General features: G+C 53.6%; 9 protein-coding genes. 7 read left to right on the top strand and 2 right to left on the bottom strand.

Features of this window, described 5'->3' with window-relative positions; genetic code table 11:
- Positions 1-56 precede the first annotated feature (56 nt).
- The gene (yhgN, locus tag ACLJXE_RS03325) at positions 57-650 is read right to left on the bottom strand and encodes an NAAT family transporter YhgN (protein ID WP_006687438.1); all 594 of its coding nucleotides are present in this window, start codon (positions 648-650) and stop codon (positions 57-59) included.
- A 191-nt stretch (positions 651-841) separates the two neighbouring features.
- On the opposite strand from yhgN, the gene asd reads away from it, so the two are divergent.
- The 6 genes from asd (at position 842) to glgP (ending at position 11,682) form a co-directional block, all read left to right on the top strand.
- Positions 842-1,948, top strand: a complete 1,107-nt coding sequence (gene asd / locus ACLJXE_RS03320; protein ID WP_271441375.1) for an aspartate-semialdehyde dehydrogenase — start codon at positions 842-844, stop codon at positions 1,946-1,948.
- A gap of 364 nt (positions 1,949-2,312) precedes the next feature.
- Complete coding sequence (gene glgB, locus ACLJXE_RS03315) at positions 2,313-4,496, top strand: 1,4-alpha-glucan branching enzyme (protein ID WP_410750082.1); 2,184 nt, start codon at positions 2,313-2,315, stop codon at positions 4,494-4,496.
- Positions 4,496-6,469 carry a glycogen debranching protein GlgX gene (gene glgX / locus ACLJXE_RS03310; protein ID WP_410750081.1) on the top strand — a complete coding sequence of 658 codons (1,974 nt, stop codon included), beginning with the start codon at positions 4,496-4,498 and terminating at the stop codon, positions 6,467-6,469. The genes glgB and glgX overlap by 1 nt, the downstream gene beginning before the upstream one ends.
- Positions 6,470-6,486: 17 nt before the next feature.
- On the top strand, positions 6,487-7,782 hold the full coding sequence (glgC, locus tag ACLJXE_RS03305; protein WP_286629850.1) for a glucose-1-phosphate adenylyltransferase: 1,296 nt from the start codon (positions 6,487-6,489) through the stop codon (positions 7,780-7,782).
- The gene (gene glgA / locus ACLJXE_RS03300) at positions 7,782-9,215 is read left to right on the top strand and encodes a glycogen synthase GlgA (protein ID WP_271441379.1); all 1,434 of its coding nucleotides are present in this window, start codon (positions 7,782-7,784) and stop codon (positions 9,213-9,215) included. Before glgC ends, glgA begins: the two co-directional genes overlap by 1 nt.
- 19 nt (positions 9,216-9,234) lie before the next feature.
- Positions 9,235-11,682: a glycogen phosphorylase gene (gene glgP, locus ACLJXE_RS03295; RefSeq protein WP_410750080.1), complete on the top strand. Its 2,448-nt coding sequence runs from the start codon at positions 9,235-9,237 to the stop codon at positions 11,680-11,682.
- Between the two features lie 54 nt (positions 11,683-11,736).
- Here glgP and glpD read toward each other — a convergent pair whose 3' ends face one another.
- Complete coding sequence (gene glpD / locus ACLJXE_RS03290) at positions 11,737-13,245, bottom strand: glycerol-3-phosphate dehydrogenase (protein ID WP_410750079.1); 1,509 nt, start codon at positions 13,243-13,245, stop codon at positions 11,737-11,739.
- A 202-nt stretch (positions 13,246-13,447) separates the two neighbouring features.
- On the opposite strand from glpD, the gene glpE reads away from it, so the two are divergent.
- A complete protein-coding gene (gene glpE / locus ACLJXE_RS03285; RefSeq protein ID WP_286629846.1) occupies positions 13,448-13,774 on the top strand; it encodes a thiosulfate sulfurtransferase GlpE in 327 nt (108 codons plus the stop codon).
- Positions 13,775-13,835: the final 61 nt, after the last annotated feature.

The raw sequence follows: 13,835 nt of genomic DNA, 5'->3' as shown, positions 1-13,835 counted from the left end.
TATCCATACCGTAGGCCGGGTCAGGCGAAGCCGCCACCCGGCGTAAAACGAGTACGTTACCCCTTCATCCACATCCGCACACCATCCAGGAACATCTGGGTGGCCATCATCACCAGAATCAATCCCATCAGACGCTCCAGCGCGTTCACCCCTTTCTCGCCCAGCAGGCGTAAAAACAGCGACGACTGCAGCAAAATCACAAATGTCCCGCCCCAGGCGATCAGCAGCGCAATCACCAGATGCCCCATTTGATTCGGGTACTGATGCGATAGCAGCATCAACGAGGCCAGGATTGTTGGACCGGCAACCAGTGGAATCGCCAGCGGTACGATAAAGGGTTCTTCGCCTGCCGGAAGCCCGGTGCTATTTCCGGTAGCGCTGGGGAAAATCATCTTGATGGCAATCAGGAACAAAATGATGCCTCCGGAGATGGAGACGGTTTCCGCTCGCAGGTTAAGAAATGCCAGAATTTTCTCGCCCGCAAACAGGAAAATGAACATCACCAACAGAGCAATGAACAGCTCGCGAATCATAATCGCACGGCGGCGTTTTGGTTCGGTATGTTTCAATACGGACATGAAAATGGGCAGGTTTCCGAGCGGATCCATAATTAAGATCAACAAAACTGCTGCAGAAATGATTTCATTCATAAGTCAAATTCCCTGATAATTACCGCGGACTTTCTGCTTGCTTGCGCAGCGGGATAAGTCGCATTACTGATGGCTTCGCTATCATTGATTAATTTCACTTGCGACTTTGGCTGCTTTTTGTATGGTGAAGGATAGGCCAGTAGGATACTGGTTAGCATACACAGCACACATCTCTGCAGGAAAAAAACGCTATGAAAAATGTTGGTTTTATCGGCTGGCGCGGTATGGTCGGCTCTGTTCTCATGCAACGCATGGTTGAAGAGCGCGACTTCGACGCCATTCGCCCTGTTTTCTTTTCTACTTCCCAGCTCGGGCAGGCGGCACCGACGTTCGGTGGTTCGACTACCGGCACACTTCAGGACGCTTTTGATCTGGACGCGCTGAAGGCGCTGGACATTATCGTGACCTGTCAGGGCGGCGATTATACCAACGAAATCTATCCAAAGCTTCGTGAAAGCGGTTGGCAGGGTTACTGGATTGACGCGGCGTCTTCATTGCGCATGAAAGACGATGCCATCATCATTCTCGATCCGGTTAACCAGGATGTCATTACCGACGGTCTGAACAAAGGTATTAAGACTTTTGTCGGCGGTAACTGCACCGTTAGCCTGATGCTGATGTCGCTCGGTGGCCTGTTTGCCAATGATTTGGTTGACTGGGTATCCGTGGCAACTTACCAGGCGGCCTCCGGCGGTGGCGCACGTCATATGCGTGAACTGCTGTCGCAGATGGGGCATCTGTATAGCCATGTGGCCGATGAACTGGCTACGCCTTCCTCTGCTATCCTCGATATCGAGCGCAAAGTAACGACCCTGTCCCGTAGCGGTGAATTGCCGGTTGATAACTTTGGCGTACCGCTGGCCGGTAGCCTGATTCCGTGGATCGACAAACAGCTCGATAACGGCCAGAGCCGTGAAGAGTGGAAGGGACAGGCGGAAACCAACAAAATTCTCAACACGTCTTCGGTGATCCCGGTTGATGGTTTGTGCGTGCGCGTCGGCGCGCTGCGCTGCCATAGCCAGGCGTTCACCATTAAACTGAAAAAAGATGTGTCTATTCCGACCGTGGAAGAACTGCTGGCTGCGCACAATCCGTGGGCAAAAGTAGTGCCAAACGATCGGGATATCACTATGCGTGAGTTAACCCCGGCGGCCGTTACCGGTACGTTGACCACGCCAGTCGGCCGTCTGCGTAAGCTGAATATGGGACCGGAGTTCCTGTCAGCCTTTACCGTAGGCGACCAATTGCTCTGGGGTGCCGCGGAGCCACTGCGCCGCATGCTGCGTCAGCTGGCGTAATGCTGGACTGCCTGATGGCGCTACGCTTATCGGGCCTGTAAATGACGCGAGTCAGCAGGCCGGGTAAGGCAACACCGCCATCCGGCAGACAATTATCATGTTTAAACATTGGGTGCTGAGTCGCCCTTTTTTTTGCGTAATACAGGAGTAAGCGCAGATGTTTCATTTTTTACCGGGAGTAAGATAAAGCATTGGCTATTCTTTAAGGGTGACTTAGTACCGGAGGTATTAAGTTGTTGCCTGAAGGTGGGACGACGCAGAGAGGATGCACAATTGTGCTGCGCCGTTCAGGTCAAAAAAAGTGTCGCTACCTGATGTCGAAAATCAGTTGGAAGGGGTGACACCATAAAACAGGAAGACAACCATGTCCGTTCGTATTGATAGAGACGTGATTAATGCGCTAATTGCAGGCCATTTTGCGGATCCTTTTTCCGTACTGGGTATGCACCAAACTGAAGCCGGACTTGAAGTCCGCGCTCTATTACCCGATGCCACCGAAGTGTGGGTGATCGAACCAAAAACCGGACGCAAAGTTGGCAAGCTGGATTGCCTCGACTCACGCGGTTTTTTTTGTGCTGTACTTCCCCGCCGTAAAAATTTCTTTCGCTATCAGTTGGCCGTTGTCTGGCATGGACAGCAGAATCTGATCGATGACCCTTATCGTTTTGGCCCGCTAATCCAGGATATGGATGCCTGGCTGTTATCTGAAGGTACGCACCTGCGACCTTACGAGACGTTGGGTGCGCATGCGGACACCATGGATGGCGTTACCGGCACGCGTTTCTCCGTCTGGGCGCCGAATGCACAGCGTGTTTCAGTAGTGGGACAGTTCAACTACTGGGATGGTCGCCGCCACCCCATGCGCCTGCGTAAAGAGAGCGGTATCTGGGAGCTGTTTATCCCCGGAGCCCAGCATGGCCAGTTGTATAAATACGAGATGATCGATGCGAACGGTAAGCTGCGTATTAAAGCCGACCCCTACGCGTTTGAAGCGCAAATGCGCCCGGAAACCGCATCGCTTATCTGCGGTTTGCCTGAAAAGGTGGTGCAAACTGAGGCGCGCAAAAGGGCTAACCAGTTTGATGCGCCAATCTCTATCTATGAAGTGCATCTGGGGTCATGGCGTCGCCATACCGATAACAACTTCTGGTTGAGCTATCGTGAGCTGGCGGATCAGTTGGTTCCCTACGCAAAGTGGATGGGCTTTACCCATCTCGAACTGCTGCCGATTAACGAACACCCGTTTGACGGCAGTTGGGGTTACCAGCCGACCGGTATGTATGCGCCGACCCGCCGTTTCGGCACGCGCGATGACTTCCGCTATTTTGTCAATGCCGCCCATCAGGCGGGGCTGAACGTGATCCTCGACTGGGTTCCGGGTCATTTCCCGTCGGATGACTTTGGTCTGGCTCAGTTTGATGGCACCAGTTTGTATGAACACAGCGACCCGCGTGAAGGCTATCACCAGGACTGGAATACGCTGATCTACAACTATGGTCGCCGTGAAGTCAGCAACTATCTGGTGGGCAACGCCCTGTACTGGATTGAGCGATTTGGTATCGATGCACTGCGCGTGGATGCCGTGGCATCAATGATTTATCGCGACTACAGCCGTAAAGATGGGGAATGGATCCCGAATGAATTTGGTGGTCGCGAAAACCTCGAAGCCATTGAATTCTTGCGCAATACCAACCGTATTCTTGGCGAACAGGTTCCTGGTGCCGTGAGCATGGCGGAAGAATCCACCGATTTTGCCGGTGTTTCCAGACCGCAGGATATGGGCGGTTTAGGTTTCTGGTTCAAGTGGAACCTCGGCTGGATGCACGACACGCTGGATTACATGAAGCTGGACCCGGTTCATCGTCAGTATCACCACGATAAGCTGACCTTCGGCATGCTGTACAACTACACCGAGAACTTTGTTCTGCCACTGTCACACGATGAAGTCGTACACGGTAAGAAATCGATTCTCGACCGCATGCCGGGAGACGCATGGCAGAAGTTTGCCAACCTGCGTGCCTATTACGGCTGGATGTGGGCCTTCCCCGGTAAGAAACTGCTGTTTATGGGGAACGAATTTGCTCAGGGACGCGAGTGGAACCACGACGCCAGCCTCGACTGGCATTTGCTGGAAGGGGGCGACAACTGGCACCACGGTGTACAGCGGCTGGTACGCGACCTGAACCACACCTATCGTCATCATAAAGCGTTGCATGAGCTTGATTTTGATGCCTATGGCTTTGAGTGGCTGGTGGTGGATGACAACGAACGTTCGGTGCTGATTTTTGTCCGCCGTGACAAGGTCGGTAATGAAATTATCGTCGCCAGCAACTTCACGCCAGTGCCGCGCCATGGCTACCGTTTCGGCATCAATCAACCGGGCAAATGGCGTGAGATCCTCAATACCGACTCGATGCATTACCACGGCAGCAATACCGGTAATGGTGGGGCAGTGCACAGTGATGAAATCGCCAGCCATGGGCGCCAACACTCACTGAGTCTCACGTTGCCGCCTCTGGCCACGATCTGGCTGGTTCGGGAGGGGTAATGACGCAACTGGCAACCGGCAACGCCACACCCCATGGTGCAACGTATGACGGCCATGGCGTCAATTTCACCCTTTTCTCGGCCCATGCCGAACGCGTTGAGTTATGCGTATTCGATGAGCAAGGTTGCGAACACCGCTATGACCTGCCGGGGCGTAGCGGGGATGTCTGGCACGGCTATCTGGCCGATGCCAGACCAGGTCTGCGCTACGGTTATCGCGTACATGGGCCATGGCAGCCTGGGCAGGGTCACCGCTTCAATCCGGCGAAGCTACTTCTCGACCCTTGCGCGCGTCGGGTTGAAGGTGAATTAAAAGATAACCCTCTGCTACACGGTGGGATCGATAAACCGGATCATCACGATAATGCTGCCATCGCCCTGAAAAGCGTGGTGGTGTCAGATCGGTATGACTGGGAAGACGATACCCCTCCACGCACGCCGTGGGGCAATACCGTGATTTACGAAGCGCATGTCAAAGGGCTGACGTATCTGCATCCTGATATCCCTGAAGAGATACGCGGTACCTACAAAGCGCTCGGTCATCCGGTGATGCTCGACTATTTCAAGCGTCTTGGCATTACCGCGCTGGAGCTGTTACCCATTGCACATTTCGCCAACGAGCCGCGCCTTCAGCGGTTGGGATTGTCGAACTATTGGGGCTACAACCCGGTGGCGATGTTCGCGCTGCATCCGGCCTATGCCTGCTCGCCAGAGAGCGCGTTGGGTGAATTTCGTGATGCGGTAAAAGCGCTGCATAAAGCGGGTATTGAGGTCATTCTCGATATCGTTTTGAACCACAGCGCCGAACTGGATCTTGAGGGACCGGTCTTCTCGCTGCGCGGAATTGATAACCGTAGCTATTATTGGATCAGGGACGATGGTGATTACTACAACTGGACCGGCTGTGGGAACACCATCAATCTGAGCCATCCTGGTGTCGTGGAGTATGCCTGTGAATGCCTGCGTTACTGGGTTGAAACCTGCCACGTCGATGGTTTTCGTTTTGATTTAGCATCCGTCATGGGTCGTACGCCTGCGTTTCGTCAGGATGCACCCCTGTTTGCCGCGATCCAAAACTGTCCGCTGCTCTCTCGCGTCAAACTGATTGCGGAACCGTGGGATATTGGTGAAGGCGGATATCAGGTGGGTAATTTCCCACCGCCGTTTGCCGAGTGGAATGACCATTTTCGCGATGCAAGTCGACGCTTCTGGCTTCAGCGTAATCTGTCTTTGGGAGAGTTTGCCGGACGTTTCGCCGCATCCAGCGATGTGTTTAAACGCAATGGCCGCAAACCCAGCGCTACCGTCAATCTGGTGACCGCACATGACGGTTTTACGCTGCGCGACTGTGTGTGCTTCACAAATAAGCACAATGAAGCGAATGGTGAGGAAAATCGGGACGGCACTAGCAATAACTACAGTGACAATCATGGTAAAGAAGGATTAGGCGGCTCGCTGGACCTGATTGAACGGCGGCGCGACAGCATTCATGCGCTGTTAACCACGCTGTTGCTCTCCCAGGGGACGCCGATGTTGCTGGCAGGCGATGAGCATGGTCATAGCCAGCACGGCAACAATAACGCTTACTGCCAGGATAACGCGCTAACCTGGCTGGACTGGCAGCAGGCAAACAGTGGGCTAACGACATTTACCGCCGCGTTGATTCATCTTCGCCAGCAGATCCCTGCACTAACAGACGATCGCTGGTGGGAAGAGGGCGATGGCAATGTCCGCTGGTTGAATAAGTACGCACAACCCTTAAGTGCGGATGAGTGGCAAAACGGCCCGAAACAGATGCAAATCCTGCTTTCAGACCGTTTCCTGATTGCAATAAACGCCACGCTTGAGGTGACAGATATTGTTTTACCCGAAGGGGAATGGCATGCCATTCCCCCATTTGCCGGAGAGGATAATCCGGTTATTACGGCTGTCTGGCAGGGACCTGCGCACGGACTGTGTGTGTTCCAGAGATGATAAAAAAGGAGTTAGTCATGGTGAGTTTAGAGAAGAACGATCGTGTAATGTTGGCGCGCCAGCTGCCATTAAAATCTGTTGCCCTGATCCTGGCCGGTGGCCGTGGTACCCGCCTGAAAGATTTAACCAACAAACGTGCCAAGCCCGCCGTGCACTTTGGCGGTAAATTCCGCATTATTGATTTTGCTTTATCCAACTGTCTTAACTCCGGGATCCGCCGTATTGGCGTGATCACGCAGTATCAGTCCCATACGCTGGTGCAGCATATCCAGCGCGGCTGGTCATTCTTCAGCGAAGAGATGAACGAGTTTGTTGATCTGCTGCCCGCCCAGCAAAGGATGCAGGGCGAAAACTGGTATCGCGGCACGGCGGATGCGGTGACGCAGAACCTGGACATCATTCGACGCTACAAAGCGGAATATGTGGTGATCCTCGCAGGCGATCATATCTACAAGCAGGACTACTCGCGCATGTTGATAGACCACGTCGAGAAGGGCGCGCGCTGCACCGTCGCCTGTATGCCCGTGCCTATCGAAGAAGCCAGTGCGTTTGGCGTAATGGCTGTTGACGAAAACGAAAAAATTATCGAATTCGTTGAAAAACCAGCGAATCCGCCTGCTATGCCAGGTGACCCCACTAAATCTCTTGCCAGTATGGGGATCTACGTTTTTGACGCCGATTATCTGTATGAATTGCTGGCAGAAGATGACCTGAATGAAACCTCCAGTCACGATTTTGGTAAAGACCTGATCCCGAAAATCACCGAAGCTGGCATGGCTTATGCACATCCATTCCCGTTGTCCTGCGTGCAATCTGATCCGGAATCCGAGCCATACTGGCGCGACGTGGGAACGCTGGAAGCCTACTGGAAGGCGAACCTCGATCTGGCCTCGGTGACGCCTGAACTGGACATGTATGACCAGGACTGGCCCATCCGCACGCATATGGAATCACTGCCGCCTGCGAAGTTCGTGCAGGACCGTTCTGGCAGTCACGGCATGACGCTGAACTCGCTGGTTTCCGGTGGCTGTATTATTTCCGGTTCGGTGGTGGTGCAGTCCGTACTGTTCCCGCGAGTACGGGTGAATTCTTTCTGTAACATTGATTCGGCAGTGTTGTTACCTGAAGTCTGGGTTGGACGTTCGTGCCGCTTACGTCGTTGCATTATCGATCGCGCCTGCGTCATTCCTGAGGGCATGGTGATTGGCGAAAATGCGGAAGAAGATGCGCGTCGCTTCTACCGCTCAGAGGAAGGCATTGTGCTGGTCACGCGTGAAATGCTACGCAAACTGCAAATCAAACAGGAGCGATAATGCAGGTTTTACACGTTTGTTCAGAGATGTTCCCCCTGTTAAAAACAGGGGGACTGGCGGATGTTATTGGGGCGTTACCTGCGGCACAAATTGCGGACGGCGTGGATGCCCGCGTGTTGCTTCCGGCGTTTCCGGATATTCGTCGCGGCATTCCTGATGCGCAGGTTGTGACGCGTCGGGATACCTTCGCCGGACGGATAACGCTGTTGTTCGGACACTACAACGGGGTCGGCATTTATCTGATTGATGCGCCGCATCTCTATGACCGTCCCGGGAGCCCGTATCACGATACCAACCTGTTTGCTTACTCCGATAACGTACAACGTTTTGCGTTGCTCGGCTGGGTCGGATGTGAAATGGCCTGCGGCCTTGATCCATTCTGGCGCCCGGATGTGGTGCATGCGCATGACTGGCACGCTGGCCTGGCGCCGGCGTATCTGGCGGCGCGCGGCCATCCGGCGAAATCGGTGTTCACCGTACACAACCTGGCGTATCAAGGCATGTTTTATGCAAAGCATATGGATGACATCCAATTGCCATGGTCGTTCTTTAATGTGCACGGACTGGAGTTTAACGGGCAGATTTCATTCCTGAAGGCCGGTTTGTACTACGCCGACCATATTACGGCGGTGAGTCCGACCTATGCGCGGGAAATTACCGAGCCGCAGTTTGCCTATGGCATGGAAGGGTTGTTGCAGCAGCGTCATCGTGAGGGGCGTCTTTCCGGCGTGCTGAACGGTGTTGATGAAAAAATCTGGAGCCCGGAAACCGATCTGTTATTGGCATCGCGGTATACCCGTGACTCGCTGGAAGAGAAGGCAGAGAACAAACGGCAGCTACAGATTGCGATGGGACTTAAGGTTAACGATAAAGTGCCGCTGTTTGCCGTTGTGAGCCGTCTGACCAGCCAAAAAGGGTTGGATCTGGTGCTGGAAGCGCTACCGGGGTTGTTAGAGCAGGGTGGGCAACTGGCGCTGCTCGGCGCGGGCGATCCGGTATTGCAGGAAGGGTTCTTAGCCGCGGCCGCGGAACATCCAGGCCAGGTCGGCGTGCAGATTGGTTATCACGAGGCCTTCTCGCACCGTATCATGGGCGGGGCCGATGTTATTCTGGTGCCCAGCCGTTTTGAGCCGTGCGGCTTAACGCAACTGTATGGACTGAAGTACGGCACGTTGCCGCTGGTGCGGCGTACCGGTGGGCTGGCTGATACGGTGTCTGATAGTTCGCTGGAGAACCTGGCGGACGGTATCGCCAGTGGGTTTGTATTTGAAGATAGTAATGCCTGGTCGCTGCTACGGGCGATCCGGCGTGCTTTCGTATTGTGGTCCCGGCCCTCGCTTTGGCGGTTCGTACAACGTCAGGCCATGACCATGGATTTTAGCTGGCAAGTCGCGGCGAAGTCTTACCGTGAGCTTTACTATCGCTTGAAATAGATATCCAGGAATCACCTATATGAATGCTCCATTTACTTATGCATCGCCCACACTCAGCGTAGAGGCACTTAAGCATTCTATTGCCTACAAGCTGATGTTCACGATTGGTAAAGACCCGGTCATTGCCAATAAACACGAGTGGCTGAACGCCACATTGTTCGCGGTGCGCGATCGTCTCGTGGAGCGCTGGCTGCGTTCTAATCGTGCGCAATTATCCCAGGAAACCCGCCAGGTCTATTACTTGTCTATGGAGTTCCTGATTGGCCGCACGCTTTCCAATGCACTGTTATCATTGGGTATTTATGATGATGTCAAAAATGCGCTGGAAGGCATGGGGCTGGATCTTGAAGATCTGATCGACGAAGAGAACGACCCTGGTCTTGGCAACGGTGGCCTTGGTCGTCTGGCGGCCTGCTTCCTTGACTCTCTGGCAACGCTGGGCCTGCCGGGACGCGGCTACGGTATTCGCTATGACTACGGGATGTTCAAACAGAACATTGTCGATGGCCGACAGAAAGAGTCGCCGGACTACTGGCTGGAATACGGTAACCCGTGGGAATTTAAACGCCACAATACGCGCTACAAAGTGCGTTTTGGTGGGCGTATTCAACAGGAAGGCAAGAAAACTCGCTGGATTGAGACCGAAGAGATCCTCGCGGTCGCCTACGACCAGATTATCCCCGGCTACGATACCGACGCCACCAACACGCTGCGCCTGTGGAATGCGCAGGCCAGTAGCGAAATCAACCTCGGTAAATTTAACCAGGGCGACTACTTTGCGGCGGTGGAAGATAAAAACCATTCCGAGAACGTTTCCCGCGTGCTGTATCCGGATGACTCCACCTATTCGGGACGCGAGCTGCGTCTGCGTCAGGAGTATTTCCTGGTCTCCTCGACGATCCAGGATATTCTGAATCGTCATTATCAACTGCACAAAACTTACGATAATCTGGCAGATAAAATTGCTATTCACCTCAATGACACCCATCCGGTGCTGTCGATTCCTGAGCTGATGCGTCTGCTGATTGATGAGCACAAGTTTAGCTGGGACGATGCCTTTGAGGTGTGCTGCCAGGTCTTCTCTTACACCAACCACACGCTGATGAGCGAGGCGCTGGAAACCTGGCCGGTGGATATGCTGGGTAAAATTCTGCCGCGCCACCTGCAAATCATCTTTGAGATTAACGATTACTTCCTGAAAACGCTGCAGGAGCAGTATCCGAACGATACTGGTCTGTTGGGGCGCACTTCGATCATTGATGAGTCGAACGGCCGTCGCGTGCGTATGGCGTGGCTGGCAGTCGTGGTGAGCCACAAGGTTAACGGTGTGTCGGAGTTGCACTCTAACCTGATGGTACAGTCGCTGTTTGCTGATTTTGCAAATATCTTCCCAACCCGTTTCTGCAACGTTACCAATGGTGTGACACCGCGCCGTTGGCTGGCGCTGGCGAACCCGCCGCTTTCCAATGTGCTGGATGAGAACATTGGCCGTACCTGGCGCACCGATCTCAGTCAGCTCAGCGAACTGGAACAACACTGCGATTTCCCGCTGGTGAACCAGGCGGTGCGTCATGCGAAGCTGGAGAACAAAAAGCGGCTGGCGACGCTCATCGCGCAGCAGCTGAATGTGGTGGTGAATCCGAAATCGCTGTTTGATGTGCAGATCAAGCGTATTCACGAGTACAAGCGTCAGTTGATGAACGTGCTGCATGTAATTACCCGCTACAACCGCATTAAGGCCGATCCTGATGCCGAGTGGGTGCCGCGTGTGAATATTTTTGCCGGTAAGGCGGCTTCGGCTTATTACATGGCGAAACACATCATTCACCTGATTAACGATGTCGCGAAAGTGATCAACAACGATCCACAGATTGGCGACAAGCTGAAGGTGGTGTTTATTCCTAACTACAGCGTCAGCCTGGCGCAGGTGATTATTCCTGCCGCCGACCTGTCTGAGCAGATTTCTCTGGCCGGGACGGAAGCCTCCGGGACCAGTAATATGAAATTTGCTCTCAACGGTGCGCTGACCATCGGTACGCTGGATGGTGCTAACGTTGAGATGCTGGAGCATGTGGGGGCAGAGAATATCTTTATCTTTGGAAATACTGCGGAGGAAGTGGAGGCGCTGCGTAGTCAAGGCTACAAGCCGCGTGAGTATTACGAGAAAGATGAAGAACTGCACCAGGTGCTGACGCAAATCGGCAGTGGCGTATTCAGCCCCGAGGAGCCGGGACGCTACCGTGACCTGGTGGACTCACTGATCAACTTTGGTGACCACTATCAGGTGCTGGCGGACTATCGCAGCTACGTTGATTGCCAGGACAAAGTTGACGAACTGTATCGCCACCCGGAAGAGTGGACCACGAAGTCGATGATAAATATCGCCAATATGGGCTACTTCTCATCGGACAGGACGATCAAAGAGTACGCCGAGAACATCTGGCATATTGATTCGGTACGGTTGTAAATAAAAAAGGCCCGGTAGCGTTACCGGGCCTTTTGCTCTCCGTAGGCGGCTTTCTTACGATGCCAGCGACAACTGGTGCTTCTCAACATATTCTGCCAGCCACTGGGTCATGCGCGATTGCTGCTCGGCATTCAGCCACATCCCTTCTTTCGTGCGACGCCACAGTGCATCTTCTGCGCGGCGAACCCACTCGTGCTCGACCAGGTATTTCAACTCGGCTTCATAGAATTCATGGCCAAAATCTTCGCCCAACCCGGCAACTGAAGTTGCTTCGCCGATGATCCATTCCGTGTTGCTGCCATAAGTGCGTGAATAATGGCGCGCCAGCGACTCGGTCAGGAACGGATAGCGACGGCGCAGTTTTGCCGCGTAATCCTCACGGTCGCCACCAATGTCGCCACCGGGCAGGATGCACTCTTTGGTCCATGCCGGCCCAATGCCCTGATAGTAAGACGACAGTTTTTCCATCGCGTGTTCGGCCAGCTTACGGTAGGTCGTCAGCTTGCCGCCGAAGACGGACAACAGCGGTGCTTTACCGTTTTCGTCATGGATATCCAGCGTGTAATCACGGGTGATAGCCTGTGGTGAGTCTGATTCGTCATCGCACAGCGGACGTACGCCTGAATAGGTCCAGACAATATCGTCACGGCCCAGCTGTTTCTTAAAGTGAGCGTTGTAGACCTTCAGCAGGTAATTGATTTCGCTTTCATCAATTTTCACCGCTTTTGGATCGCCTTTGTATTCCACGTCGGTCGTCCCAATAATCGAGAACTCATCCATCCATGGGATAACAAACACAATACGTTTATCTTCGTTTTGCAGGATGTAAGCCTGCTTCTGGGTATGCACGCGCGGCACCACAATGTGGCTGCCTTTAATCAGGCGGATACCGTATGGTGATGGCAGATGCATGCCGTCGTCGAAGAACTCTTTTACCCACGGGCCGGTGGCGTTTACCAGACCGCGCGCCTGCCAGGTGTGTTTTTTACCGGTATCGATATCTTCAGCTTCGACAATCCACAGACCGTTTTCACGACGAGCGGAGGTTGCGCGAGTACGGGTTAACACTTCCCCACCTTTACGCACGACCATTTGGGCATTTGCCAAAACCAGTCGCGCATCGTCCACCCAGCAATCAGAATATTCGAAACCGCGCACAATCTCGGGTTTCATCACAGAATCTGCGCCAAAACGCAAACCGGTCGAACCCGGCAAGCTGGTGCGTTTGCCCAGATGATCGTACATAAACAGACCAATACGGATCATCCATGCCGGACGCAGGTGCGGGCGGTGGGGCAGGCGAAAGCGCATTGGGAAGGCGATATGCGGTGCCATTTTCAACAGCACTTCACGTTCGGCCAGCGCTTCGCTAACCAGACGGAATTCGTAGTGTTCCAGGTAGCGCAGGCCACCGTGGATGAGTTTGGAACTGGCGGAGGAGGTCGCACAGGCTAAATCCTGCGCTTCCAGCATCAGCACGGATAATCCGCGTCCAGCGGCATCTGCCGCGATACCGGCACCGTTGATGCCTCCACCTATCACAATCAGATCTTTGGTTTCCATGCTGGCCTCTCGCACTTTCGTTATAGCTCATTAATGTTCGTTATCGAGCATAATAGCAAAGAATCGCGCCATTGGTAACATCGGATAAACAATTTACAGTGATACATATAACATTATGGCGTTTACCTGCTCAGGCAACGTACACTGGAGGGTAATATTGGTTACCTGCCAGAACATAAGTAGAACTTAAAAAGAGAACACCATGGATCAGTTTGAATGTATCAATGTCGAAGAAGCCCATCAGAAACTACTGCACGGAATGGCGGTGCTGGTGGATATTCGCGATCCGCAAAGTTATGCGATGGGCCACGCACCCCAGGCGTTTCATCTGACGAACGACACGCTGGGGACGTTTATGCGTGACCACGATTTCGATACCACTGTGATGGTGATGTGCTATCACGGCAACAGCAGTAAAGGTGCGGCGCAGTATCTGCTTCAGCAAGGTTATGATGCGGTTTACAGCGTCGACGGCGGCTTTGACGCCTGGCATCGACATTTTCCTGCAGAAGTGACGTTTGGTTCGTAAGCTATACCCTTCATTGAAGTCTGGCGGGTATAACACAAAGATGCAGCCTGAAACAGGCAGG

The sequence above is a fragment of the Citrobacter sp. U14242 genome, assembly GCF_046555775.1.
In the GTDB taxonomy this organism is placed as follows: domain Bacteria; phylum Pseudomonadota; class Gammaproteobacteria; order Enterobacterales; family Enterobacteriaceae; genus Citrobacter.
The sequence above is the reverse complement of the archived record's forward strand: the minus strand, read 5'-3'. Positions and strand labels throughout refer to the sequence as shown.

What these genes read in the sequence shown, in the direction of transcription:
- glgB (WP_410750082.1), top strand. Translation starts at nt 2,313, where the DNA reads ATGTCCGTTCGTATTGATAGAGACGTGATTAATGCGCTAATTGCAGGC.
- glgX (WP_410750081.1), top strand. Translation starts at nt 4,496, where the DNA reads ATGACGCAACTGGCAACCGGCAACGCCACACCCCATGGTGCAACGTAT.
- glgA (WP_271441379.1), top strand. Translation starts at nt 7,782, where the DNA reads ATGCAGGTTTTACACGTTTGTTCAGAGATGTTCCCCCTGTTAAAAACA.
- glpD (WP_410750079.1), bottom strand. Translation starts at nt 13,245, where the DNA reads ATGGAAACCAAAGATCTGATTGTGATAGGTGGAGGCATCAACGGTGCC.
- glgC (WP_286629850.1), top strand. Translation starts at nt 6,487, where the DNA reads ATGGTGAGTTTAGAGAAGAACGATCGTGTAATGTTGGCGCGCCAGCTG.
- glpE (WP_286629846.1), top strand. Translation starts at nt 13,448, where the DNA reads ATGGATCAGTTTGAATGTATCAATGTCGAAGAAGCCCATCAGAAACTA.
- glgP (WP_410750080.1), top strand. Translation starts at nt 9,235, where the DNA reads ATGAATGCTCCATTTACTTATGCATCGCCCACACTCAGCGTAGAGGCA.
- yhgN (WP_006687438.1), bottom strand. Translation starts at nt 650, where the DNA reads ATGAATGAAATCATTTCTGCAGCAGTTTTGTTGATCTTAATTATGGAT.
- asd (WP_271441375.1), top strand. Translation starts at nt 842, where the DNA reads ATGAAAAATGTTGGTTTTATCGGCTGGCGCGGTATGGTCGGCTCTGTT.